General features: G+C 38.5%; 22 protein-coding genes and 2 pseudogenes. 8 read left to right on the top strand and 16 right to left on the bottom strand.

Features of this window, described 5'->3' with window-relative positions; genetic code table 11:
• The first annotated feature begins 255 nt into the window (after nt 1-255).
• From SJY39_RS12150 to SJY39_RS12140, 3 genes and pseudogenes are all read left to right on the top strand, one after another.
• Nucleotides 256-1,288: pseudogene (locus SJY39_RS12150) on the top strand (IS110 family transposase).
• Between the two features lie 348 nt (nt 1,289-1,636).
• Nucleotides 1,637-3,609 (top strand): annotated as a pseudogene (locus SJY39_RS12145) (AAA family ATPase).
• On the top strand, nt 3,563-3,850 hold the full coding sequence (locus SJY39_RS12140; protein ID WP_390241971.1) for a hypothetical protein: 288 nt from the start codon (nt 3,563-3,565) through the stop codon (nt 3,848-3,850). The pseudogene SJY39_RS12145 and the gene SJY39_RS12140 overlap by 47 nt, the downstream one beginning before the upstream one ends.
• Before the next feature lie 323 nt (nt 3,851-4,173).
• Here SJY39_RS12140 and SJY39_RS12135 read toward each other — a convergent pair whose 3' ends face one another.
• Nucleotides 4,174-5,340 (bottom strand): DNA sulfur modification protein DndB, encoded by a 1,167-nt coding sequence (locus tag SJY39_RS12135; protein WP_102338700.1) that lies wholly within the window; start codon nt 5,338-5,340, stop codon nt 4,174-4,176.
• A gap of 137 nt (nt 5,341-5,477) precedes the next feature.
• Between SJY39_RS12135 and SJY39_RS12130 the strand changes: the two genes are divergently transcribed.
• Nucleotides 5,478-6,716: a hypothetical protein gene (locus SJY39_RS12130; RefSeq protein ID WP_102338699.1), complete on the top strand. Its 1,239-nt coding sequence runs from the start codon at nt 5,478-5,480 to the stop codon at nt 6,714-6,716.
• Between the two features lie 484 nt (nt 6,717-7,200).
• Here the strand turns inward: SJY39_RS12130 and SJY39_RS12125 are convergent, their stop codons facing one another.
• From SJY39_RS12125 to SJY39_RS12110, 4 genes are all read right to left on the bottom strand, one after another.
• On the bottom strand, nt 7,201-8,235 hold the full coding sequence (locus tag SJY39_RS12125) for a hypothetical protein (protein ID WP_372275664.1): 1,035 nt from the start codon (nt 8,233-8,235) through the stop codon (nt 7,201-7,203).
• Between the two features lie 44 nt (nt 8,236-8,279).
• Nucleotides 8,280-8,714, bottom strand: a complete 435-nt coding sequence (locus SJY39_RS12120) for a hypothetical protein (RefSeq protein ID WP_016797326.1) — start codon at nt 8,712-8,714, stop codon at nt 8,280-8,282.
• Between the two features lie 50 nt (nt 8,715-8,764).
• Complete coding sequence (locus tag SJY39_RS12115; protein ID WP_372275666.1) at nt 8,765-9,490, bottom strand: hypothetical protein; 726 nt, start codon at nt 9,488-9,490, stop codon at nt 8,765-8,767.
• Nucleotides 9,491-9,637: 147 nt separating this feature from the next.
• The gene (locus tag SJY39_RS12110; protein WP_372275668.1) at nt 9,638-10,513 is read right to left on the bottom strand and encodes a DUF2971 domain-containing protein; all 876 of its coding nucleotides are present in this window, start codon (nt 10,511-10,513) and stop codon (nt 9,638-9,640) included.
• Nucleotides 10,514-10,955: 442 nt separating this feature from the next.
• Between SJY39_RS12110 and SJY39_RS12105 the strand changes: the two genes are divergently transcribed.
• Nucleotides 10,956-11,759 (top strand): hypothetical protein, encoded by an 804-nt coding sequence (locus SJY39_RS12105; RefSeq protein ID WP_372275670.1) that lies wholly within the window; start codon nt 10,956-10,958, stop codon nt 11,757-11,759.
• A 281-nt stretch (nt 11,760-12,040) separates the two neighbouring features.
• On the opposite strand, the gene SJY39_RS12100 is transcribed toward SJY39_RS12105, so the two are convergent.
• The 3 genes from SJY39_RS12100 to SJY39_RS12090 all read right to left on the bottom strand — a co-directional run bounded on the left by SJY39_RS12100 (nt 12,041) and on the right by SJY39_RS12090 (nt 15,368).
• Nucleotides 12,041-12,562 (bottom strand): hypothetical protein, encoded by a 522-nt coding sequence (locus SJY39_RS12100; RefSeq protein ID WP_372275672.1) that lies wholly within the window; start codon nt 12,560-12,562, stop codon nt 12,041-12,043.
• A gap of 503 nt (nt 12,563-13,065) precedes the next feature.
• Nucleotides 13,066-14,304, bottom strand: coding sequence for a hypothetical protein (locus SJY39_RS12095; protein WP_198592694.1), 1,239 nt, complete (start codon nt 14,302-14,304; stop codon nt 13,066-13,068).
• A 32-nt stretch (nt 14,305-14,336) separates the two neighbouring features.
• Entirely contained in the window at nt 14,337-15,368 is a 1,032-nt protein-coding gene (locus tag SJY39_RS12090) for a glycosaminoglycan attachment site (RefSeq protein ID WP_198592693.1), read from the bottom strand.
• Nucleotides 15,369-15,850: 482 nt separating this feature from the next.
• Between SJY39_RS12090 and SJY39_RS12085 the strand changes: the two genes are divergently transcribed.
• A complete protein-coding gene (locus SJY39_RS12085) occupies nt 15,851-16,714 on the top strand; it encodes a GyrI-like domain-containing protein (protein WP_372275674.1) in 864 nt (287 codons plus the stop codon).
• A 300-nt stretch (nt 16,715-17,014) separates the two neighbouring features.
• On the opposite strand, the gene SJY39_RS12080 is transcribed toward SJY39_RS12085, so the two are convergent.
• Both SJY39_RS12080 and SJY39_RS12075 read right to left on the bottom strand, forming a co-directional pair.
• A complete protein-coding gene (locus tag SJY39_RS12080; RefSeq protein ID WP_390242500.1) occupies nt 17,015-17,194 on the bottom strand; it encodes a hypothetical protein in 180 nt (59 codons plus the stop codon).
• Between the two features lie 277 nt (nt 17,195-17,471).
• The gene (locus tag SJY39_RS12075; RefSeq protein WP_016796941.1) at nt 17,472-18,359 is read right to left on the bottom strand and encodes a LysR family transcriptional regulator; all 888 of its coding nucleotides are present in this window, start codon (nt 18,357-18,359) and stop codon (nt 17,472-17,474) included.
• Nucleotides 18,360-18,472: 113 nt separating this feature from the next.
• On the opposite strand from SJY39_RS12075, the gene SJY39_RS12070 reads away from it, so the two are divergent.
• A complete protein-coding gene (locus tag SJY39_RS12070) occupies nt 18,473-19,339 on the top strand; it encodes an MBL fold metallo-hydrolase (protein WP_102338690.1) in 867 nt (288 codons plus the stop codon).
• Complete coding sequence (locus tag SJY39_RS12065) at nt 19,333-19,947, top strand: DsbA family protein (RefSeq protein WP_102338689.1); 615 nt, start codon at nt 19,333-19,335, stop codon at nt 19,945-19,947. Before SJY39_RS12070 ends, SJY39_RS12065 begins: the two co-directional genes overlap by 7 nt.
• Before the next feature lie 330 nt (nt 19,948-20,277).
• Here the strand turns inward: SJY39_RS12065 and SJY39_RS12060 are convergent, their stop codons facing one another.
• The 6 genes from SJY39_RS12060 to SJY39_RS12035 all read right to left on the bottom strand — a co-directional run bounded on the left by SJY39_RS12060 (nt 20,278) and on the right by SJY39_RS12035 (nt 26,163).
• Entirely contained in the window at nt 20,278-21,186 is a 909-nt protein-coding gene (locus SJY39_RS12060; protein ID WP_133152881.1) for a hypothetical protein, read from the bottom strand.
• Nucleotides 21,187-21,484: 298 nt separating this feature from the next.
• Complete coding sequence (locus SJY39_RS12055) at nt 21,485-22,927, bottom strand: DUF4041 domain-containing protein (RefSeq protein ID WP_102338698.1); 1,443 nt, start codon at nt 22,925-22,927, stop codon at nt 21,485-21,487.
• Between the two features lie 3 nt (nt 22,928-22,930).
• Nucleotides 22,931-23,245 carry a hypothetical protein gene (locus SJY39_RS12050; RefSeq protein ID WP_102338697.1) on the bottom strand — a complete coding sequence of 105 codons (315 nt, stop codon included), beginning with the start codon at nt 23,243-23,245 and terminating at the stop codon, nt 22,931-22,933.
• A gap of 516 nt (nt 23,246-23,761) precedes the next feature.
• A complete protein-coding gene (locus tag SJY39_RS12045; protein WP_390242497.1) occupies nt 23,762-23,992 on the bottom strand; it encodes a magnesium transporter in 231 nt (76 codons plus the stop codon).
• A gap of 50 nt (nt 23,993-24,042) precedes the next feature.
• Entirely contained in the window at nt 24,043-24,555 is a 513-nt protein-coding gene (locus SJY39_RS12040; RefSeq protein WP_102338695.1) for a GNAT family N-acetyltransferase, read from the bottom strand.
• Between the two features lie 384 nt (nt 24,556-24,939).
• Nucleotides 24,940-26,163 carry a hypothetical protein gene (locus SJY39_RS12035; RefSeq protein ID WP_372275678.1) on the bottom strand — a complete coding sequence of 408 codons (1,224 nt, stop codon included), beginning with the start codon at nt 26,161-26,163 and terminating at the stop codon, nt 24,940-24,942.
• Nucleotides 26,164-26,503 lie beyond the last annotated feature (340 nt).

Raw genomic sequence — 26,503 nt, 5'->3', positions numbered from 1 at the left:
TTTGACTTGATAATATTGTGATAATTAATATGACATTTATCTCATATGTTTTTTAACCATTACTATTTTCCAATGTTGAGGTGTGCATGAGAAATCGTTCTATTTTTGGGTGGAAGTTAAGTGAGAGTAGAGTTGTTTCTGTTGTTGAGCTAGAAAGTGGCACTCAGGATTAGCGGCATAGCATGATGTATGGAATCCACTCCCTCCTTTGCCAATCTAAACTTAGCAGAGTGAGACAAAAACGATGATTCTAATATGTTGACCAATAATGTTATCGCTATCGACTTAGCTAAAAATGTTCTTCAAGCCTGTCATATCAGTGTTCATGGAGAGTTGCTTTCCAACAAATCTTTAAGTCGACAGCAAATGAAAGAGTTCCTTGCCAAAGCCAAGCCTTCTATTGTCGATATGGAAGGTTGTGGCGGTTGCCATTACTGGGGGCAATTAGCTGAAAAGTTTGGACATGAAGTACGGATCATTAACCCCAAAAAAGTAAAAGGATACCTAGAGGGTCATAAAACTGATCATAATGACGCTCTTGCCATCGCAAATGCTGCAATCCAAATCGGGATAAAATACAGCCGTCCAAAGTCACTAGAGCAACAATCTATGCAATCTTTAGAGAGTAGTCGCCGCTTTCTATCTCGTAGTCTGGTTTCTCTAGCTCAACACATCCGGGGCACTAAATTAGGCTACGGAGTAGCAACTCCTATGGGTGAAAAAGGATTAAAGGTCTCTGTTCAAGCTGTACTGGATGGAGAAACATCGATACCTGCAAGTGTTGTTTCTGTTCTATCTATGCTGTGGGAACAATATAAACAGTTCAAAGAAAAATTAATATCGTTCGAAAAAGAGAAGAATGCCTTAACCCGTCAGATAGAACCATGCCAGCGATTAATGGCAATTGAAGGCGTTGGTGAAACGACTGCCGCAATGCTCTATACAACTATTGGCGATGGTAAGCAGTTTAAGAACGGAAGACAAGCTTCTGCGTTTATTGGTCTTACACCCAAACAGCATAGCTCTGGGGGGGGAAAGTATTCATGATTGGGATCGATAAGTGCGGTGGTGTCAAAGAACTGCGTTCCCTTCTTTATCTTGGCGCAATGTCTTATGTTGGGCGACAGCCTGAGCAACCAAAACTCAGAAGGATGCTTGGTCGAGGAGCATCATTGATCGTATTGGCTTCAAGAAAGCCTGTATTGCGTTGGCTAACAAGGTAGTTCGGACTGCATGGGCAATGCTTCGATATGGAACTGAATATAAACCTGTTTTGCTTAACAATTAACCATAAATGTATTTTAATATTTTACAAAATGATGATGCATAAAGGGTAAGTTCAACCTAATGAAAACCTGACAGAGGCGTGACGCTTTAGAAGCTGATAACACGATGAGGACTGTAGGTGCGCAAACATCAAAGGCTAGAAGGTAGCTCCTTCAATAAAAAGCCGAATATACGTACGCATCTTAACTTTTACTGTTAAATCACTTTGTAAATACGTGGATTCCATATACGTATTTGAACAAATGTGAGTTATGAATGTTAGCAATGATAATAATTTGCATTATTTGATGTATCGAAAACTGCCTAGAATCTCAAGGGAATATCACGTCCAAATCACATAGGTAGGGCAATGAAACTGGTACAATATTCCGATTATTTTAGTCGGGGTCACTTGATGTTTAAGAGTATAAAATCAATAAAGAACTTCGGTATCTTCAAAGACACCAAAATGAATGCAGGTCAACCATTCCTACAGTTTAACCTTATATACGGCTTTAACTATTCAGGTAAAACGACACTATCACGTATCTTCAGAGCCATGCAGCAAGGACACCTTCATGAAGACTTTGCAGGTGCCCATTTTACTGTTGAGCGTAATGACGGCGTATCGGTATCAAGTGCTGCATTAGACCCTATCAAAAATCTTCGTGTCTTCAATTCTGATTACATCAAGGACAACGTTAACTTTATTGATTCAAGCGTGAATCCAGTGTTGATAGTTGGCGAACCTAATATCGAATTGGAAGCAGAGTTAAAACGCATAGAAGAAGTTGATGTTCCAGCCAAAGAATTAGAACGTGATCAGCATAAAAAGTCTGCTGCCCATAAACAGGCTGAAAAAGATAATCGACTGAAAACGGTTGGTCAGGTGGTCAGTGCCTTGAACGTCTTAGGCGGTTCTACTTTTACACGTACAGGCGTTACCCCCTTATTGACGCAAGTTACAGCTGAAGACTTAAAGACAGGCACAGAACTTGATCAAATGATGGATACTGCACGTTCCAAGCAAGCAGATACTGTACCTCCTGCATCCATCAGCATCCCTGATATCACGACGTTATTGGGAAAAATAGAATCGATTCTGGTGGAATCTGTAACCCGTACAACCATCGAAGAACTTGAAGCCAATACCGTTCTTCGTAAATGGGTTGAAGATGGTCTGAAACATCATCACGAACCAGAGGTATGCCACTTCTGTAAAAACCCTTTGGAACAATTACGTATTGACGAACTTAATGCGTATTTTTCTGATTCCTACAAAAATTTATCAAAGAAAATTAACCACACGATCAAGCAAGTACAAGACATTAAATTAAAGCATTCTATTCCTAAAGCAACCAACCTATATTCAGACTTACAACAAAACTATGATTCACTTAGTGAGCAAATTCAGCCATTAGATGAACAAGTCACTGGTATTAAGAATTCACTTATTGAAGCCTTGGAAGATAAGCGTGAACGTATGGAAGAAGTTGTTCCATTTTCACCATCAGATTATCCAATGCCTGATGTGTCAAAATTAATGTGGATGTTAAATGCGCCAATAAACGAGCATAATCGCCGTTCATTACAGCATGGAGCCGAACAAACCAAAGCGCGTGATGCGATTAAACGCCACTATGCTTATGTTGAAACTAGTGAATACGATCATCCAGAAGCGATAAAACAGATTAAAGCGTTCAATGATGAGTACCAAGCCACCCAAACTGAAATTATTCGCTTGAATACACGAGTAAGAGAGATCAAGGCTGAACTTTGTAATGTTAAGCAAGGGGCTGATAACCTTCGGTTGTATTTTGGCAAGACTGACATTGAAATCCAACCTATTGGTGAAACTTACCAGTTTGTTCGTGAAGGGCGACCAGCAAAGCACCTGTCTGATGGTGAACGAACGGCTATAGCATTCGCATATTTTATCACTGAACTGGAAGATGAATCTTTAAAAGACACGAAGCCGATAGTGTACTTGGGATTATAAAAGACAAACTGAATCATGAAAAAGTTGATCAGTTGTTTATATCAACGCATAACTTCGAATTCTTCAACTTGGTGAAGACATGGTTTGATTACTACAAACTGGTGAAACGTGATGGTGAAGTTGTTAAACCTAAACGAGCTGAGTTCTACTTAGTAAATCGAAAGCAGAATGCTTCAACGGTAGAGCAATTACCTAAAAATTTAAAAGACCACAAATCTGAATACGCTTACTTAATAGCTAAGATAAAAGAAGCAGTACAAAACCCAGAACGATTTGATGCTGTTTCAGTTCAAGCATATGTACGTAAAAATCTTGGAGGTATATTTTACTTTTCGATTCAATAAGCCATTCAGAGCAAATAACAATAGTTTCTTAGAAAAACATTTATTAATAGGGATAGAAAATTCTTCTGCTAAAGCTACAACTTTGTATGAATTCATAAATGATCGTAGCCATGCACAATCTATATCTTTTGGAGTAGAGCTACCTGATGCCCTACAAGCACAATTGCAAGGTGTTTGGGACATAATTGATGAAGCAATTCGTACGAATGACAAACCACACTACGATGCATATTACGCTTAGTTAATAACAATCCCTCCCGCTAGAAAGCCACCAACACTAATGTGGGGGCTTTCTAGCGGGCAAGGCAAACTGGCCAAACTGTTAAGGTTTGTTGATAAGGTTTACTAATGAAAATACGGACTACTTTCTCGATACCAAACTCATAAAGGGGCAGCTTTGAGCTAGCCATTATAGCTAGCTCATTGTTGGAAATGGTTTAGAGCGTATACATCATGTACTTCGGAATTATATTTCTCTGACCTGAACGAGCTAACAATTAACATAAGTTCAAACGTCTCTGCATACATCTATTTCTTCGTGAGAGCTACCAGTATGTTCATGAGTCAAAGCAGCGAAATGAAATATTTTGCTATTCCATCCCTCAAACTTCTTCCTCCCCCTGTCGCATTAATATAGTACTTACCAGTAGCATCGAGCTTTAACGCACTACAGTTACTCCAATGCTTTGCAGCCTTATCATAGTCTAGATGAGCAAGAACCTTTGCTGATTCACTTACGGAATCAGCAACATCAACTTCGTGTAAATGATGAATAACCAGACCTAGCGCTTGCCAAACTTGAGAAGAGTAATGAAACCCGTCAGGGTTTTTCTCAAACTGCGTCCCAAGAGTCGATAACCAGACTTTCAAAAAATCGATAATTAACTGTTTGGTTTCATTGATGAGATCTTCTGTAATCATCTTTTTGTTTGGAAGTTTTTGGGGTAAAGGAGTAGTCAACCTTGCGCTTCTTCCGCCAATGGCAGCTAGTACCAATCCGGCCATCGATGTTTGAGTCGTTACATATGAATCATTTTTTGTAAGCCGAGAGGATATCGACATCCCCCCGAACTTCTCTATATTGATCGCTCTAGCTATATCCGTTACAGCTAACATAATTGGATGAGTTTCGTCCTCGTATACTCCGAGTGACATTGAATGAATTCTAGTATCAAGGTTGTTGTATGAGTTAAGTAGTGAAACTATCTCGCGCTTGCGTATATTTTCATTGCTTCTGTAAATGACGTTAATAAGAGTTGGCAACATAGCGATCTTAGAGTTAAGGCTTTCAGCTTTTTGTTCGTCAATACCTAGGGCTGGAGATCTAACAATTTCAGCTTCGTATTTGGTAATCGAAGCGTATGCGGCTATCGTTTGTATGCCATTGATTATATACGCTTTTTTTGGAGAGTAGGTTATTGATACTAAACCCGGAGCCTCATCTATAACCTCTTTAAAACACTCTTCTACTGCAATTGTTACAGTCAATAACGGGTTCATACTAGTGTTATTCAATAAGCCTAATAAGTAGCTTTGAACTCGCTTGACTTCTGATAAGTTGACTGGTCTTGACATATCAGCAATTATGTTTTGTGCCCCTTCCAACACGTCAGGTAGCGAACAAAATTCAGAGATCTCAGAAAGAGGGAGCGTACACTGAAGAGAACTAGCCTCTCGACCAAAAGGTGCGACACCAATTCCTCTTAACGTTACAACGTCTTTTTTTATCATTATTTCAAATTCTTACAGTTCTTATCCTCATAACTTTACCAAAAAATTTAAAAAAACATTTGATCGGGGCTTCGCCCCGATCAATAATTCATCACCTTCTTCAAAAACTAAACAAATATGAGGCAATTAATTTGGAAATGACTATCCCTGCGCCAACTATGCGACATGGAGTCACTAGAAAACTAGTATATGGTTCATCCAGTGAAGGCAGTTTCAATGGTGTTAAAACTTTCTTAGCACATATGACATTATCTGAACTATTGAGGAGTTGTTCGTTAGACCTTATCCCCGAACACCTAAGACCAATATATGATGACATTCAGCGAGTTGCGACACCAAGACGTCGAAATGGATTTGAAGATTTTTGCTACAAACATTTAAGTGGTACAACTGATATAGGTAGTGTTATTCCACCTGTTTTAGTGGGCTGCATGCATGGCGTTAGTTTTGAAAAATCTGGTCAAATTAACTTAAGTGATTGGTTAGAAATAGAGACTGAGAATACATTTGTCATTGATGGTATTGGAAGGCTTAGTACTGGCGGGGCAGTTATCGGGGGGTTCGATAACTTCTTGCTTCAGGTAAGTCGAGATTCAAGCGCACGCCTTGCTCGACGAGCCGAAATCCGAGACCAAATGGCATCATTAGAAATCCCAGTAATGTTCATTTTCAAAGATTCTGGAGGAGCTTTAACAGAAGATGAATTTGCTCAGATGTTTGTTGACGTTAACGGCCAACAACAACCGCTAACAATGAACAAACTAATGAAAGTGCTTCGCTCAGATCCAGTAACCAACCTCGCTCGTGAATTAGGTGAGTTACCTGTTATTGTCTCTCACGGCGGAATGTCGATAGAGGGAGAGAAGATTACAGAGTCTAGCGAATACATTATGACCTTAAACTCATTAACTCGATTTGTGCTTGGAGGTATTGGTGGGTTTAGTATGCAGAGTCGATTAAAAGGAACCAGAGAAATGCCTGACGGTGCACTTTTGGGAGATACACATGTCAATACAATTAAGAGCGATCTGATACTTTTTCTCGAAACATGGATCTACGAGCAAGGAGATGACTTTTCAATGAATAGGAACGGTTTTCAACTTGTTACGACACTGATTCAGTCTTTGGGTTTGGTGTTTCATCAAGTATGGAATAATTGTATTGACCTCACTCCTGCGAGTCGCACCAATCATATTTATTCTGTAGCTGAAAAATTAGGTCGTTTGGACTATTCGAGAAGAGCTCGACATTGGTCAGAGTGTTCGTTTCTTGCTTTATCTGAAGACGGAACATATAAAGTCGCTTCTGGTGGTTCAACTACGAGGAAGTATTTTGCTCAACATCTATGTAAAAAAGCTGGATTATCATACACCTAAAATTATACTCATTAATTAGATCTCAACACTTATAGTTTTTGTGCCACAAAACTTCATTATAGACTGAGAACGTGTTGGAGGGGGTATACCTCTCTAACACGACTAATCAGGTTTAATACGTTCAATGTCAAACTTAGCCGCTATAAATAGTAGCTAAGACTCGATCTGACATCTCGATGAAAAATCATGGTTAGTTAGTATAGGTTAACTTGCAAGCGACTTACGACATTCGCAGAAACACCTTTGGACAGAAATGATTTTCGGAAAATCGAACATTAGCAGCCCTTGAATAACTACAGGTATGGGAAGTGACATTTTCACGGTTTCATGACTCCAAAAGCGAACTGGTCACTCACTTGGGGAGTGGTTAAGAAAATCACAAGGTGAGAGCACTGCTAAAAGTGATCGCACAATTTACTATAAGAAATGGCTACGTTTTTTTTCAACACTCGGGATCTAACGCTGACTGCGCAGCGCTTAATCCTTATTTGTTATGTATATATTCTTCAACATGAAAAATATTAGTGTTTACACCCAGAAATTCATACGCGGCTTCGACTTTTTTAAGAAAAGACTTGTCCCTAGAAAGTAAAATGTCAGCGAAAGTTGCGAAACTAGCATGACTTTGGTCACTTATCGCCGCAACGAATCTTCGTTCTTTATGAACCTTTGAGTCTGGATGATAACCCAACATGTTTAACATATTGTATATTGAATCAACTTTCTGATACTTGAAGAACTCTATTTTTGGGTAAATAGGGTTACTTTCTATACCGAAAAACTGTTCTAGGGTTATGTTTACTTCTTTTGGAAGTTTTTCACGACAAAGAGGCCATATCTGCTGAATAACGTTTGGTGGTTCAATGTTATTCAACTGCCTTGGTCCGATATCTAGAGATTCGCGAAAGTCTTTTATACCCGACCAACCGATAGAATCGCTAACGTTTTCTGAGGCGAGCCTTGCGCTCTCAGAAAGTGCATCTGACAACTTTCTTTTCATTTCATCAGCTTGTGCTTCCAATTGCACCGCTAACTCAGGAAAGTGAGGTTTCAAATCTTCAATATTTTTGAGCATGAAGTTATGTAGCTCATCATAAGTATCAATTTGTGTGTCTTTGATGTCCTCAAATGTACTCTCACTTAATCCACCGTAAACCTTTTGAACATTTAGCATCATTGATTTGTAGATGCGGTCGTACACTGGTTCTTTTGAGTTGTATTCATTAAAGGCTTGATAACTATCTCTTTCGGTAATTGCTGCCTTGCCAGTTGGCTGGAAGTTCTCACCCAAACAAACCTTCAAATGGAACGCCCCGAGCTGGTTAAGGATCTCAAGAAATTTGCTCTCATAGCCAACTGAACGCTTTATTTCTTTTAGAGTCTCATCTGAGTAAACAACTTGGTATTCACGAGCCAGCATTTCTCGAAATTCACCCAAGCCAGATTTTACGAACATATCTAACATGTTTTGATCTAGATAAACTGTCAGCTTACCTTGATAAACTGGAATATTTTCCATATTTTCTCTCTAAATATGAATAACGCAGCGCCAACCCACTGTTCTCATTCTCCAAAAGAAATCCAACCAAGGATTGGTGAGCTTATGATCGCTATGATAATTCCCCAGAAAGTACCTGTATGATACTTATTCCAGTATTTGAGTTTATTTGATGATTTTAATGCTTGTTTGTAGCCCATCTCTGAAAAGTAATACATGCATCGGTCACGTTCTAGAAAGTTGTTTCTAGCCATTCCGTTAAAAACAGCTTTCATTAACTGTTTATCACTGTAGCTCGATAAGCCAGATAGAGTACGTTGCTCATTAATCAATGTTGCTAATGTAGCATGATTCTCTTCGACAAATTTTTCAGGGATAAATTTGTATGAACCTATCTGGGCGCTAGTTTTATGCCTCTTATTGTAAGTTTCATACATTAGTTTTAATACTTGATATAGCTTAACGTCAGCAATATTAACTGAGTTTTCTCTAGGGTTCATATTATCTCCTATATCATGTGCGGTTTAATGCCACGCTTTGCGAATCTCCCTTAAACGCTTGTATGGCGATTTTTTTCCGCGATCTGTTTACTATGCTTTTGTACGTCTGAATATGATACTAACTCGCTGTAGTGAACATGCCCGTCATTCATATCAACTTCTTGGCAATAAACCAGCTCTTCATAAGGTTCATCGTTATGAGTGAAATGACAATAAATATGCGGAAAGTAGTAATACTCATCACCGTCCATATTAACAGCTTCTATATTTTCGTAAGGGATTTTACCAACTAAATAGGCTAGCACTTCTTCCGAAGAGCCTGCTTCACTATTTATATATTGCTCATTATAGATATATAGCCGTTCAGCACTTAAAATCACCATGATGCCTTTGTGGTAAGTGTCGACCAAAGCTACTTTGAACCAAGGCGAAATTCCCGACTTTGACTCATCTGTATTTGGATAGGAGTCTACGCGATCAACATGTCGAATTATTGCGTCTTTTCGCAATTTTTCATGACGACATTTGAATATTTCCTGTTCAAAAATTGGGCGTAATTTTTCTCTGTGTTGTATCAATTCTGCCGAAGTAAACTTGGGCTTTTTCTCACTCGATTTTAAGTAACGTCTAGATAGATCTGTCGCTACAAAAACTAAAGTAAAAACAACAAAATACGGTTCGAAGTTTCCAGATGGTTCCATAATCCAAGCAATGCCGATGCCCAATAACACTACCAATGTTATGATTTCAGCAAATAGAACAACTTTATCTCTCATACTTGAACTTTCCTCTTATCGCCTAGCCGCGTTAAGTGGTGAGCAACGCTACCACCAGACCTAAACCATTGTGCCGTAACCACTAAATTCAAAGCAAACTAAGAATGCCAAGCGTTGGGAATCCGTCTTAAACGCTTGTATCTTTATCTACCAGCTATTGAATGGAATCGAAGATATTTTTGTCGTCACATGTTCGATTGCTTCGCTTTTAAGAAACTGCTTAACAGATTTTTCACACCGATGAGGGTTTGGGTTAGGTCCAATATAGATCTCTTTAATTATCTCTGGATAGTCTCTAATCAAAGGCAAGACTAGGTATGGCACAATATGAGACTTTGAAACTCTATACTGTATATTTTTTGTCGGATTACGGGCAACTATTCTCCATTCGGATTCTTCGTGAAACCCAGAATGTTTAATAAGAGGCGCACACTCGTTTACTTGCTCACAGAGCCAATCCGTAGCTGCTGTTGCCTCTTCTTTAACCTGACCATTTGTAGTCCTTTCACGTTCACTGAGAGTAAAAGTTACTTGTTCTTTGCTGTTTAAAGCGTCGTAATCTGCTCGCGTGATGCTAGGTTTTGGGAAGATATCTAAACACTGACTTGTTATATCAATAACCCTACTTGACTGTATTCCAGTGTCATAAATACATTTCTCCAGTCGATACCCTTGATTTTCACAGTATGTATTGAGTATTTCAGAGTCAAATCCTATTGATACGCCTGCCCCTTGTGGACAATAACCTCTCCATTGACTCAACAAATCTGCATTTTCGCTAAAACTAGCAACGTAAACATCATGCTTTACCATATGTTCTAATGAGTCTCGCACCGCCCAACCAAATGCCTCAAGGTAATCGTCGTCCATAAATATGTTTCCGGAGACGGTTTTAGCAAATGAAAGTGCATGAATAAATTCACTTGAATCATTCAAATACTCACAATGGCTAGCCCATACCGACTTACCAGTAATAACACCAATCAAGCCTTGTAAACTTGTGTAATGATAAAGTGTACTCAACTAAAATTCCTCCATAAAGATAACGCTCATTAGATGCCTAAAGGCCGTTTTTCATCCTAATATGATGCAGTCTTTCGTTCAGGTATTCAATTTAAACTCAGAGGCTTAGCAGTCAAATTAAGAAGTTAGACTGCTCTGTGAGAGAGAATTTCTGGGTGTGCTGAATTCGGATAACTTTTAGTATGGAAAACTCACATGAACAGGTTGTGAATGAGTAACTACTCTGGCTCATAATGGGGCATTTTCGCGCTAGAAAATGCCAAATGTTAAAATTTAGATTGTGACATTTTGGACATAAGCTTGTTAGACCTTGCACTCTAACTCATACCTATCGGATTAAGGAAAGTATGGCAAGCAATCACAATATGCAACCTAGTGACACGTTATGCTTTTTGATACTATCAAACATCTTAAAGTTTAGTTTGTTAATGGGATTAATAGCATGAGACGAAGGAAATCAGATTTGCATTTGATTTTAATATTATTAGTTTTTCCAGTGTATCTGTATGTCTTATTTGTAAAATTTATCGGTAGGCTTTTTAATCGGCAATTAAGTGATGAGGTTGCTTTATTATTTGGTTTTATTCTTCTTATTAGCGTTATTGGGGGAGGAATTGTTATCCAAGAAAAGTTGCAAGCCCATCCAGAAGTAAGTTTGGATTTTATTCAAACAGATGCTAAATCTTTGTCTAAAGATGAAAAAGTGTCCATTTGCCATGCCATAAATGGATACTTGGACTTAAGTTTTGATTATGAAATTGATGGTGATCGTGTAATTGAAAAAAGTGGCGTAACTAAAGAATCATTTTGTGATTTTAAGTATGTTAAGGTGAAAACAGCTGAAATTAAAGAGAAGAACCTAAACAGTTGCTACCAACTTACTAAAGCACAAATTAAACGAGGCGGTCAGCCGACTTACACTGAATATAATCCACAATTTTCCACTTATAAAGATGGAATGATATATTGGAGATGTGATGATGGAGGTAGGCCAAAAAGCACGATAGTTCATACTAATCAAAGTCAATACAGTATTTATAGGTATGAGATTCAACCTGATATTCTATTAGTTAAAGCTAACGAACGTTTTTTCTACTTTTTTAAAAGTAAGATACTTCGTTCAGTGCAGCTTAATGGTAAGGCCACTGATTATGTTCAGAAAGGCTTAAAAATAAGTAATAGTTGGCAATTTAATCAAACCCCAAACTTAATTGATAAGTTTAGCAATCTAAAAGATAACAGCTAGCGTTTATCGCACTAACCATAGCGCCTATTATCTGAATTACGATTTTGATGGCGCTTAAATGTCCTTTGGGAGAACTTACAGTTAGTAATCATTTAAGTGTTGTACGTAGCGGTAGTTAAAACGCTGCCGTTTAGATTACTTTTGGGAGATACCGAGCGTATCAAACATAACCATTGGACATAAATGTTTCAGGGATTTTACTAAATTAGAAAGCAATCAATAACTACAGGTATAGCAAAGTCAGTTGTGAAGAGCTAATGCGATGAGTAAAATCGCAATAGCTAAGTGCCGCTATGGTAAATTACCACCGATACAATCACCCCGATAATAGCTACAATCACCCCGATAATAGCTACAATCACCCCGATAGTCGTTATATTCAAACTACGACGCGCAATGGAAATTCCTTCGTCATTACTACTTGCAACTTGTTCAACCGAAGTCTGCGTATTACCGTCACCAATCTGAACAGCTTTTGAGTCAATCTTATAAATGTTTTTTACGATTGTTCCTCTTGGCTTTATCAAGTCAGGGTCAATAGCTATATTTAGCCTCTCTGGCGCTAATATAGACCCAGTCAATGTGCTTTTCATTTTGGCCGATTCGATTGCATCATAGCCGCGATGAAAAGACTCCACACTCTGATTCAGTTTGACTAATGGGGATTCAATTCGACTCACACTAGAAAGGCCCATAAATTCATCGTAGTTAACGAAACTCTTATTAAATTTTTCTAGTGACTCTGTAATTTCATTAACAGTTGATAAATTGCGGAATATTTTATCTACATCGTATTTACTCATAACTCACTACCCACCTTCACCAAAGCATCAATCGCTATCATAACAGAGATTTAAAGTTCGCGTTTTTAGCTAAAATCTGATGGTTATGATTCCTATTCAGTTAAACGGACGGGGTAGCTATCAAAATAGCCCTCAAAGCGCGACAAACGCTCTTAGAGAAGGTTTTGGAGACTTGTTTAGGACGATGCAATTCCAGAGTGTCTTGTGATTTTGTGACGCTTGTAGAGCAAGTTACAGATCAAAAATCGGTATGTTCATTTGAATAAATAACCACACAATAATGCTCATTTTTCATACTTTGTGAACTTTGGGGTCACATTAGTTAAATTTGCGGAAAATTCGGCTACCTACGAACGTAGGCTTTTTGGCGAAACCAATAAAGGGGCAAAGACGTGTTTACCGAGATCGGCGTCAGCACGTCCTTGGACATAAACGTCTTAGAACTATAGTTCTAGCGCATTTAAACCAGATTAGAAAAAGTATGTTAAAGCCTTGAACTTTTGTTAAGCAGCTTTTTTACGCATCAAATACTCATAGTTAAACATGCATTTAATTAACTGATGTAGTCGATGCATTTCACGGTATGATATTAGTATTTTTCTCATAAAATCAACGAAGTACATTGTCTCTGCTTTCTCTTGCTTTATACCTTCTTTCTTAGGGTAGTAAGTGATAACTTGAGAAGTATCATCATATTCCGCTTTGACGTGCGCAATTGAGTTGCGAAGCTGATTATTAATTGCATCTTCACCAATTTGGTACCAACACTCGTCTAAATGAGTGACTTTAAATCCATATGGTAGGTCCGCAAATTGGTTGAGCGATTTCGGCGTTGCCTTGCCAACATCTTTAAACTTATTATGATCTTTACGATAAATAATGTTGTTAATTCCTGCGACCAGAACGAGCTGACGAGACAGAATTTCAGAGATATCTTTGTATAGATCTTTATACTTTTGAAAGTCATCTGTAGACACCCTAAAAGCCACCAGCTCTTTATCGTAATCGGTGTCAAAGTCCAGAAATAATGCAGGTCTAAATGCTAACTCGCCTGCCAAAATTTGCGGGTAAATTTCTAAGCAATCGTGCTGTGTATTCTTTAAAAAATCGGTTCCGATAATCTCTTCAAAAAAGGCATCAAATGCCTCAGCATCGGAAGATAATGCATCCTCAATACCTTTCATATGAATAGCAACAGACTCTGCATTCTCGGATGGCATTGAAAAAGGAGCAAACACTTTCGCTATCACACAGTATAGGGCTAAGTTTACATCTTGAGGCTTTTCAGACCTTAGAGTTTCTCCAAAGTCTTTTTCACATAACCGTCCAAATAGATTCACGTTTTTTGAATACAAACGTAGAACACGCTCTAATTCTTTAGTTTTCGAATGCAATATGTTCAAGCCATTCAATCTGGCATTGTGAATGCCAAAGTTTTCATGACCAATTCGACCTATAGCCTTTAAAAATGGTGTATGCCCCATTTTGTACTCACCAAAAGTAACAGGAAAATCTAGGTGTAGATCGACAAATGGATACTCGTTAGTAAAAGGTCCCTCAAACTCAACTGCCTTAGCCCCTTTTACTTTTATTCCTTTTCCATCTTCAATATCTATATGGATCGCCTCGCCACAACTTGGGCAGCAAAATCTTATTGGTTGAACATCTCTGTTAGACATACCTATTCTACAATCAACCAAACTTTCACAAGTTGTACATTCAAATCTTTGGTTAAAATTCATTTTTCTTACCAAGTTACCTAGCTGCTTACTTGTTAAATATCGCCATGTACGACTGCACTCATTAATTGTCTCAATAAAAGAAAATCGTCCGGTGCAATGACATCCATCATTCCTGTTTCAGGATCCACAAAGTATTGAGCTACTCGTCCATGATTAAAAGTATTTACATCCAAAGGGTGCTCTGCAAATGGGTTGTGTAAGATATGTAATCCATCTGCAATATCTTCTATATAATCGGCTTTCATAGAAGTACGCATCTCAGGGAAGATACTGCCATCAACAGGTAAATGACTAGTATGATAGACAGTTTGAGCACTTGGATTATCTGCCAAAGCACGAATTTTACCCCAAGTAGCTAAAGAACTATAAATTACAGCGCTAACATCTTTGAATTCATCCGTGGTGAAAAGACCTAATGGTATTGTGGCATTTTCATTTTTTATCACAGCATCAACTGGATATTTAATTAATTCATTAGCACCAGTTGTAATCGTTGTTTCTTCATCAACATATAGCCCATATAAGACTGCGACAATTGCTCTATTTACCGCATAGTGTGAATAAGGACGATCAAAGGAGGCCAAACCAATAACATAGGGTTTATTTTTTACATGTTCCAGTTTGGAGTAACTAGTTCGGTATTTTTTTATTTTGGATGAAAGGCTATTGGATATTCGAATTGCTGATTGTTGATTGAAAGTAGCAAAATCCGTTGGCGCAAATTTTTGAGAATGTCCAGCAGGTGCTTCTCCGCCTTGAGGGGGGGCTGCAATTGTTGCTTCTAGTACAATTGGCCTGTCTAATTCAGTTATAAAATCTGGAGCATGCTTAGAAAAGTCTGTATTAGCGCCAAGTTCATTTAAAAATGCATTAAGATATAATTCCCACATAGACGATTCGAAAGTAGTCTGGAGTTCATACACAAACTTTCCATCTCTATCCTCAAAACCTTTAGCCCATGAGTTTAAAACTTCTCGTTCAGGTCCATATTGTTTCTTAAGCATCATTTTAAATATTGGATGTAACTTTTCATCCTCTGCTATAGGTGTAAATAAATCCATCATAACCCCACGATATTGATGTGCTACTTAATATGTTGTTTCAGCAGACATTGTCTTTACAAGATTAATAGAAAATACCGACGCCTGTCATGTAACACACTATCACCACAGACTTCTTTCATTCTGAATCCGACAAGTTACAGATCATGTCTGGATAACCCAGAATGCACAACTAGATTCATAATCTACTATAAGAAAAAGTAGGTCAAGAACTAGTGAGAAAAAGTTTTCAATGCTCCCTGTCTAGCTTGGAATGGGGCAGAACTTTGCTAACGATGATCACTGCTGATAAAACTCTGGACTGAAGTAAGCACTGAGTACCATGCAGTTAAAAAGTGCGTTATTACTTGTTGGTGTGGTAACTAAGCATACCTATTCGTCCTCCATAAGCTTTATTCTAGCCGTCATCCAGCAATTTCAATCAGGCATAATTAAATCTTCGTGGGTATCATCTCTACGATTTCTAAGTTGGAGTATCAAAAACAATGAGCGTGATAAAACGTCATGAACGACAGATAAAGAAAGTGTGCGACTTTATAGATAGTAACCTAGACGACGAGTTCTCACTTGAGCATCTCAGTACTGTGGCTGCCAGTTCAAAGTACCACTTTCACCGTATCTTTAAGGCGTTTATGGGGATCAGTGCTATGCAGTATGTGTTACTTGCACGAATGAAACGAGCTTCCTTTAGGTTAGCATTTGAGTCAGAGTTCAGTGTTACTGATATTGCTTTTGAAGCTCAATTCGAAAGCCTAGAAGCTTTTACCCGTGCTTTTTCAAGGATATTTGGGCAAACACCTTCCCAATTTAGAAATCAGCCTGAGTGGCGTTCTTGGCGCTCAAAGTATGAATATCATCCACCAATAACAGGAGAAAGTGTAATGGATGTTCAAATCGTAGATTTCGAAAAAAGAGAAGTTGCATTAATTGAACATAAAGGTAGCCCACGACTAGTATACGAGACAGCAGCTAAGTTTATAAATTGGCGAAAATCAACAGGTTTATCTCCAATAAAAACCAGCGAAACATTTGGTATTCCTCACTCAGACCCAAGCGATACGCCAGATGATCAGTTTCAGTTTGATATCTATGGCTCTCACGAAGGAGAGGTTCCAGATAATGCCTATGGAATTAAATCTGGAACAATACCAAGTGGGAGGTGCGCCATGGCAGTCCATAAAGGAAGCCATGACAGCATTGGCGATACCGTTTATCACTTATATCAAAAATGGCTGCCAAATAGTGAAGAAGAATTAAGAGACTACCCTTGTTACTTCCGTTACTTAAATTTTGTTCATGAAGTAAATGAATGTGAGTTGTTAACGGAGATCTACCTACCAATTAAATAGTATGTGGCTATGAGCGGTGGTCAGCGTATCAAACCACCGCCGATTTGTTACATGTTGCTTGGTATAGGTGCTTTTTATTGCGGTTTCTCTGTTGCTAACCATGAGGAAAAATAAGGCGACTTCAGTGACATGGTTCTCTTCTGAGTAATTACGTTAACGCGTTTCGTGGCACTTTCAAGTTAGAAAGTGCCACGAGTCAAAATTCAGATCGATGAAGCCTCTGGACAATTCTGAGTTACGAACCATCAGACACGCTGAACTATCACATAACTTCTAGTATCGTAACTCTACGGGCATCAATTATGCAGAAGTCCAAAAAGTGTCGAGATAGTTTGGGTCGATATTGCCTTGAGGGGTACAGAGCCCATATGCCAATTGTTTGATTTTAAAGTCCTCCAATAAGACAGTCAAAGTCCCAGTTTGTATTTTGTTGACAATAAAGGGCAATGTTAAACATGATATACCTTTGCCATTAATCACGGCATTGAGAAGTATGGAACTATCATTTACAGAGTAGTTACTTGTGACCGTCACACATTAACGGGCTGAGCGTAGTTAGAGCCGCCCTTAGGAACAAACAGCCAATCATTGTCTATTCGTTTGTGGGTTAAGCAATTGTGATCGAGTAAGTCTTCGGGGATAAAGTAGCGACATGTTCTGCTAGATGTGGAGGGGAGGCGCAAACCACCTATAGGCTATTGTAAGTTTCGAATGCGGACAGGAATCTCTTGTCCCACCACTATCTAACCCCCAAGTTCTACCAAGGATTGTCTTTGAAATACTCATGCAAATAATCAATTAATGCTCTTACGGTTGGAGATTGATGTTTTCTTGAAGAATAGAGCGCATATATTGTCAGATCGGCGGGTTTCCACTCTGATAGGACTGGCTGTAATGTGCCGCTCTCGATGTATTGATTAGCTAAGTAGGTTGGTTGAATGGCGACACCTCCACCAATAAGTGCTGCATGGAGTAATGTCGTAGCCTCGTTAGCGGTTAGTTTACATTCAACATCTATTGATTTTTGTTGAGTACCATTCGTGAGGTGCCATACGTGTCGCTGAAAGTTTTTATACCCCAGACAGTTATGCATACTCAGTTGCTCTGGCTCCGAGAGGTCTTTCCTACTTGCTAAATATGCAGGTGAAGCAACTAGTACCGATTCGCAAATGGCTATCGGTTTACCAATCAAAGATGGTTCCGGATTAGAAGCAATTCTAAGCGCAAGATCAATTTGCTTTTCTGTTAGGTCAGCGACTGAATCCTGTAGGTCGATATCGACATGGACTTTGGGATGCATAGCCATGAAATTCAAAAGCGCAGGGACAAGCTGCGAAAACCCGAATGACATACTTGTCGCAACTCGTACTATCCCAGTTAGCTCTTCACTATTATCACTTAAAGCGACTAACCCGTTCGCTTGCTCAAGCCAAACCTCAACTTCCTTTAAACACCGCTCTCCGGTCGTTGTGAGCGTTACCTTTCGGGTTGTTCGGTGTAGTAAACGGGCGTTTAACCACTTCTCCATAGCTTCAACATAACGTGTCACCATAGGGCGAGACATCTCAAGTCTGTCAGCCGTAGCGGTAAAACTGCCTGATTGAGCAATATCAACAAATACTTTTGCAGCGGTTAATTTATCCATTTATTTGCTCGAATTAAGAAATAATGATGTTTGATTTTGTATGTTTTTCAGATCATGTCAATCATTTATGATTTATCACATCAAAACAAGCCATATAATTTACGGAGCAAGTCATGAAAAGAATCAGCCTATTAGCTGCATCCATCTTAGTCGCAGGTAGCGCCTTTGCCACAGAGCAAACGACACTGACTTTTGATGTTTATAACGCAGACGAAAACAGCTTCCACGCCAACTCAACATTGATTGTTGGAGAGAGTGAGGTAATGCTGATAGATACTGGCTTTACTAAAGCAGATGCTCTGCGAATTGCAGCCAAAATACAGGATACGGGCAAAGAATTAAAAACTATTTTCATTAGTCAGGCCGACCCTGACTTCTATTTTGGCGCTGAAGTATTACACACCTTGTTTCCCGATGCAGATATTGTGACAACGCCTGCGGTAAAGGAAGTCATAGAAAAGAAACTGCCTTCCAAACTCAAGGTGTGGAGTCCTAGAATGGGCAGCAATGCACCTGTTACGCCTTATATTCCTAAAGCAATAGAGGCGACAAGTCTTATTTTGGAAGGACACAAGATTGAGATAAAAGGTACGGATGGCATTTTACCGCACCGCCCATACTTATGGATTCCTTCAAGTAAAACAATATTAGGTAACATAGCAATATTTGGAAATTTGCATCTTTGGACTGCAGATACGCAAACCGAGCAGAGTCAAAATGCATGGAGTGAGCAACTTAAGGAGATGCAAGCTTTACAACCGGAAACGGTTATTCCGGGACATATGAAATCGGGAACTGCGTTAAACGTTGAATCCATTAACTACTCTTTGCAGTATCTTGAAGATTTCAGTGAGTCAAAAAAGAACAGTAAAAATAGCGAACAACTCATTGAAAAAATGTCTGAGAAATACAAAGGCTCGAAGTTACCTATTGCTTTAAGCATTGGTGCGAAAGTTCATATGGGAGAGATGACATGGTAACTATTCACTACTTCTATGATCCTATGTGTGGGTGGTGCTATGGCTCGACTCCATTGGTAGAATTAATTGCAAGCAGCAGTAAGTATCAGTTAATAATGCACTCCGGAGGGATGCTTCCAGCAAAATTGATAGCACCATCGTTTCGTCAGCATATTTTAAATAGTGACCGACGAATTAGTGAACAGACCAATGCTCAGTTCGGACAGGATTATATCGAACGTGTAGCAGATAATGAGCAACTTGTTCTGGACTCTTATCTTCCTACTCGGGCAATTCTTGTTGGAGAATCTTTAGGGCTTGATCCATTTGACATGTTAAAAGCAATACAAAAAGCACATTACATTGAAGGGAAAGCTGTCAATACTCTTAGCAGTTTGGAAGAGTTGGCTGTTCAATTAGGGCTCGACCAACAGTTATGGCGAGAGAAAATGCAAACAGGGGACCCCTTAGAAGACGCCGAAATCGATATTAGCCATCAAATGATGACCCGATTGGGCGTTCAGGGTTACCCAACACTTATGATTGAAGACAATGGGGAATTTAAGAGGTTGCCTCATACCGAGTTTTATGGCCGAACAGAGCAATGGAAGACATTATTAGAAATTTAACTAAACGCGACCTTGCGTTAACAGATAGTGTATAAAGCCCCACTCATAATGTTCGTGACGCAAATGAAATTGCGGCGCGAACTTCTTTCAACCAGATGATTATGCATCTTAAGTATTTTTTGCAAATGCCACATATGATAGCTTCTGGGAGTTTCCGTTCACCACCAAGGGTAGCCTGAAATAATAAACTTGAAACAAAACTAGTGATGAAGTCTATCGGTGGTATATTGATCAAACACTTAAATGGACAATTCCTTGTCAGTGGCTTTCCTAAATTAGCATCTCACGGATAATTTCAGGTATTGCAAACCTTCAATTAAGTGGCCAAATTCACTCAGCCACTACAGACTTACTTTCTAACCTTTTTCGCATATGTGGGCTTTTCATATCGACAATCCAATTCAATATAGGTGTAGGGTCTTTAGTAACTGGGTATGCTGCATCACCCTCGATCCAAGGCCACACTAAAAGAGCTTTATACTGAGCAGTCGTTGATATTGTATTGTTATTTTGAAAGTACGTAATGATCTCTTCAGGAGCTTTTATACATTCAAGAACATCAGCTTTAAAGTAATCGTACATAAAATCGGTACTTTCTATAGATTTTTGATGAATTATCGAGTTTCTAAGTTTCTCTAGATTCTTAAATTTGGTGAAAAGCCTTTGCGGAAGCTGTTTACAGCTATAGATTTCAGGTAATAGAGATTTAAATTTATCGCTCAAACTGAGCCAACGTTCTATACCTTCCTTATTATAAGATTCTTGAATTCCTTGTTTTGGTTTGTCTTTATAATGTACAAATTCAGAAGGAATACTGATGTTTGCGAATGCTTCAAGTGCGGTATAACCAAATACTATAGCGGTTTGAACTAGCTCGATGTAATCCGATATAAGAGTACAGTTTTCCCACAACTTTTCAGATCTAAGCTCACCCTCATCATAGCTTTTAGATATCGTGTCTTTATGCATTTTTTCTGCACGTTGAAGTGCTTTTTTACTGTTCGAAAGTAGTAACGAAATATTGTTTGGAACAAAGTAACTAATAGATTTATTTTTGTTCAACTTAACGCTATCAACCTCTTGGAACGCAACGTTCATCTGGTAAGTTGGATTTGGGTGTTCTCTAGAATCAATACAAAAAGGTTTAAGGGCACGAATGTCATAGTAGCCATATTTAGTAACGTCTGTACCTACGACCATCATAGAGCGAACTCCGTTTTTCTCAGATTTTTTAGCCAACTTTTAACCTCAACAGAAAGTCCAAATTAGAATCATGATATCAAAACTTTGCATACTCAATCAGTAGATATACAACAATACGGAAAGAGTTTTATAAAGTTGTGGGATAGAAAATGCCACGGATAAAAATTCAACCTATGACGATTTTGGACAGAAATGAGTTTAGGAAATCCAAATCTTAGCAAAGCATCAATTAGTATAAGTATGGAAAGTCGCTTAACTCATTTTTCAACATTGATGAACTAACAAGTGTAATGAAATGCGCTAGAGCCACGACACTAGTACATTTATTACTTGCTTAAGCGGCTTCACTTAATCTTAAGCTTTCATAATAATCTTCAGCTAGTGCGGTCATCTTAAATTCAGCTTCTACGCCAGCAATCTTCTCCACGGCTTCTTTGATATCGTCTAAATCGACATTAAAGAATTCTTTACGAAGATTGACAGCGTTAACACGTTGAGAGCTAAACTCACGGTGTAATGCTGTTTCGAGTGCAGGTGCGTCATCCGTATAGATCATAGCGTGTACGTCAAATGGGAATGGTACGCTGGCATCTCCAAGCTCTTTAACCCTATCCATCGGCTCTAATCTACGTGTTAAGCCGATCTTGTAAACATCTTCACCAAATGAGCCAATATTACTTATTACGTAAACATGGCCCTTACGGGTCTGCTCAGCCATACTCTTAGCTCTTTCTTCTTTAGCTTCAGCTTCAGCTAGTTGTTGCTCTAGCAGAATTATTTTCTGCTCCATCTCACTGCGTTCTTGATCAGTTGCTTTGGCAAGCTCTTCCTGAGCTTTGTTGAGAAGGTTTCGATACATCTTTTCTTCTTTCTCTGCATCAGCTACTGCTTTTTCAAACTCTTTAATTGCTCTCTGCTCTTCCCGAATTTGTTCTTTGATCAGTTTCTGTTCCGCGACTTCTTCCTGCTTCTTCAGTGTGTATTGGTACTGAAGCTTACATTCTTCGAACTTAAGCTCGATATAGTCGATGTCAAAGCCACACTCAAGTGTTGCTGCCGACTTTTCCAAGGTATTTGCTAGTTTCTCGATCCGCTCTAGCGTTCGACCGAATGAGCTAGGTGACACCTTGCCAATTAACATGTCACATTCAATGTTGAAAGCTGTGAGCATCAGCTTAACCTGACCATTAAGAATTTTCTTGTTGAATGCATTGTCACTTGAAATAACAGTTGTTTCTGGGAAGGTAATTGCTGTCTTATCTTTGATCATATCTTTCTGTTGCTGTCTGATATCTTTAATTTCTTCAGCATATCGAACTGATGTTTCGTATAGATATTTTGGCATCTCAAAGTGGCCATGAGCAGTGTATTCATCAAGGCGTGAATACAAATCTATACTCCCCATCAGCTCATTAAGGTCAAGCTCACCCTTGTCAATCTTACTATTAAGCTCACCTAAGCTGCCCTTAATAGCTTCAAGGGACGCTTGCTGCTCTACGATATTAAGCTGAAGCGATTCATCTTGTCCTTTTAAAGCCTGCAATTCAGAAGTCTCAGCACTAACATCAGAAAGCTCTTGTTTTGCGTTCTTAGTGGATTGTTTTACCAACTCATTAGCTTCTGTCAGTGCTTCAAGTTCTTTCTTAGCTTTTGTTAACGCTTCATCGAGCGACTTATACAGATTAACCTTTTTGTCTGCTGATCGTTTTGTAAAGAAGTAGGTGAGCAAAATCGCCACGAAAGAGATTCCCGCCAATAGCAGTATATTGTTATCCATTGTTTATCTTAAGACCTCTTGTATAAATTGCTTTCTAAGGGCTGCTCGATCTTCGCAACGCTCTAGGTATTCTTCATTTGCACCTACCAAGGCATCTTTGAAAGCTTGCTTTGCCGCTGACTTTTGTAATTTCACTTGTTTCTTTAGTTCTCGCTGAGCTTCACGTACAGATCTTTCATGTTCTCTAAGTGCTTGGGCTTCAGCACGTTGGCGAGCTTTATCTCTGCGCTGAGCGTCACGAGCAGCTTGCTTGCTTGCTCGATCTATTGCCTTAGCAACCTTCACAACGGTTCTTAAGCCACTACCTCTTCTAGCCAATGTCTGCCTCCTTTGAGTAAGCCAATACCGAGCTGGCGATAGTAGCATAATCAATTTGACTGGTTTGTTACCCATATCAAACAGGTTGAATAATATGTTCCTATTTTCAGATCCAACTGAAGATTAAATCGTTCTTGCGACCCTATAACTTAGCTTTGTTGCATTGCAAAAATTGAACTAATAGTCCTATTTTGTAGAAGAGCGCTGACGAGTTGAACCAAGGAGTCAGGTACTTCTGAGGTAAAAAGTGCCACGGGTTAAAAGTCAGACTGTAAAAATTGGACAAAAACGCGTTAGAGCTTAAGTTCTAAAAATTACAATGCACATTAGAATCAGTATGGTTCACATATGGATCAGCACAGAGAACTGTCATGGGAGTCTCTAATTAGGAAGCCAAATCCTGTGAGCCACTACACAACTAACTCCGTCCCCCTAAATAGGTGTCCGCTGTTGGCAACACCTATTTTTTCAACGTAAGATCACCCCCCGAAAATAACTAACGTTGTACGCGAGGATTTATATTAAAAATAGTGTACCTAAGCCTAAAAATGCGACGAAGCCAAACACATCCGTTACTGGAGTCAATATGACAGAACCTGATAATGCAGGGTCGGTTTTTAGCTTATCTAAAATAACAGGGATAAAGATACCAGCGAGTGAAGCACTTATTGTGTTTATCACAATGGCCATACCGATGACGATCCCCAACATCATACTGTCAAACCAAAGACCCGTGATAACGCCAATGACAATAGCCTAAAGTACACCATTCAGCACTCCCACTTTAAATCCGTTTGTTATATAGCTCTAACCATGAACTCTTTGTCTTCAAAGCTCTGCTCAACTACAAAGCCCAAACTTACATATAATTTTTTCGCTTTCGGGTTATTTCTTTCAACTTCAAGTCGTAAGCACTTGTTTTCACTTTTTGAATAATTAATAAGATGCCGAAGTATCAAACTACCCAATCCTATGCCTTGATGCTCTGGCAGTAATTGTATACCACCTAGGAACAACTCGTTCTCTTCTTCGACCAAACGGAGTCGGCCGACGCTCTCACCAAGGTATTCTATTATGTAAGTTTTGCTGTTAGGAATAAGTCCATTTATTTCATTTAACACTCTGTTTCTTAATCTATTCATTGCTTCAAGGCTAACATCACCTTTACTTGAGGCAGACAAAGCATTGACTAGCGCTTGCACATCTTTTGGCTCTGCAATTCTTAAAGAAAACTCTTGCATTTTTGAATTCCTATCAGCAAGTAACATTATCTCACGGAGAATACCGACATTTGTAGGAAGTTCAACCATCTAATTACAGATGAAGACAGTAGAGGAGTGATATAACGCTTATTAGCCGCCTAACTGTGTTTTCACCTCCTTAAAATGCAGTTTTTCTCATATGGTTTAATTAATAGTCAATAGGTTAAGTCAGGTGAACGAACATTAGTCTGCAAGATGAGCTTAATCAGGGTGGCGTTAATTTATCAGCTCGTTCGGATAATTTTTGGTAGGGGAAACTCACGTTAACAAGCATATTATTAGCTTTTACTCTAAGATGCTTTGGGGCAAAACCTTCTCAGAACAAAAGACAGACTGCGACAAAAAGCATCGAAATGTTTCGAACTTTGTTGTCATAGCTCTAGCCTTTATTGTCGAATTTCGACTTTAATGTTCAATGACATTAAAGTCCTACTAGTTTGCACCGATAAAAGTTCGGACATCTTGCAACTTTTTAATTTGTTTATCTATCTTATCAACATCTGTTGACGTAGATATAAAGTCGATCGCAGAATTAAGGTCAGTATGTCTAAATGGATTTCGCAAAAAGAAATTTATTAACAACTCTATGTACTCGCATAGCAAAAAATTCTTAATCTCTATGTTTCTTGGCATACTACCTTTATGAACATGAATATTTCTTGCGCGTCTAAGAGATTCTAAAACACTTTTATTTTCTTCTGTACTTTCGTAGAAAAAAGAAACTCTTTGTATAATTGCTTTAGTATCATCCGAATGAACAAGCTGCTCAAGAACTGACCATAGTTTCAAAAAGCGAACACTAGCATCCTCTTTATCAAGAGCCTCAATATAAGCGACTAAAGCCTCTGAGACATGTTCTTTAAATTCAGTTTTTTTTAGGCGAGTAATCTGCTCATGTAGATAGCTTTGAGTAGTAGAAAAGTTCCTAATCGTGGTAGGTTTCCTTGCATTATGTGTGTTTTCATACCATATTGAATCTATCGCAGCTTTACCAGAATGAAGATGCAAAGAATGAAATTTTCCTAACGTAATGATACTTTGGGTTGGGTATTCACCTTCTTTGTCAGACGCTAATATGTTTCTATTCCTTTCAAAACCTACTTGCATTAACGAGCGAATAATATCAAGTGATTCCAAAGCCTTGGAAAAAGCAGTAACTGGATCAGGAGCTGTCACCGAGACCGTGCAATACTGATAATCACCTCTTTCTGTTAACTCATACTCTTCTTTAAATTTCTCAAATAACCGAACTCTTTCTTTAATATATTTCTTTGGAATGCAACTATAAAACGACACTTTCTGACCATTAATTAGTCTAGAACTTAACTTATACTTGGGACTTAAATTAATTGACGTCAACAAAATGTATTTATGTTCATTAATTGAATGTTTATCACATAGATATTTAAAAGAAGGCAGTAGATTTTTCTCATTCTTTAGCTGATCTTTCTTGAATTGTGCAATCACAGCCTCTTTAAACAAATCATAAAATACGTTTTGGTCAAAATCGTAACTGTGTTCTATTTTGTCAGCTAATACATCAATCAAAATATCAAAGTTTGGTCTAAAACTAACTGTATCATCGGTAGTAATTCGCATACTACCTTTGACAATTTCAATTAAAGACGTTGGTTTATTGTTTTTAAGCCATTTCACTTTAACTAACACCTTGAATTATTTGAATTTCATCTAACTTAGAGGCATTTAACGTTTATTGGTCGGCTAAAAATGGCTCTTCATCCTCTTATAATGCAACCTTTTTAATACCACATCAACGTGTAATCAACAGGTTAATGAAAGTTGATAGAGATTAGATTGCATGATGCCATTTTTTAAAAATGGAGCACTTCAAACTCCTTCGGATAACTTTTGTTAGGGGAAATTACTAGGTTCGAATTAAGCAAGAGCTTTGCTCTGAATTGCTTTGGGGCACAAACGTTTTAGAGTTGTAGCACTAAGGCGTTCTTGTCCCAAAGCATGGCGGCATAACACGTCT

This window comes from Vibrio sp. R78045, from assembly GCF_042466085.1.
In the GTDB taxonomy this organism is placed as follows: domain Bacteria; phylum Pseudomonadota; class Gammaproteobacteria; order Enterobacterales; family Vibrionaceae; genus Vibrio; species Vibrio cyclitrophicus.
Note: the sequence above shows the minus strand (reverse complement) of the source record. Positions and strands in the feature narration are given on the sequence as shown.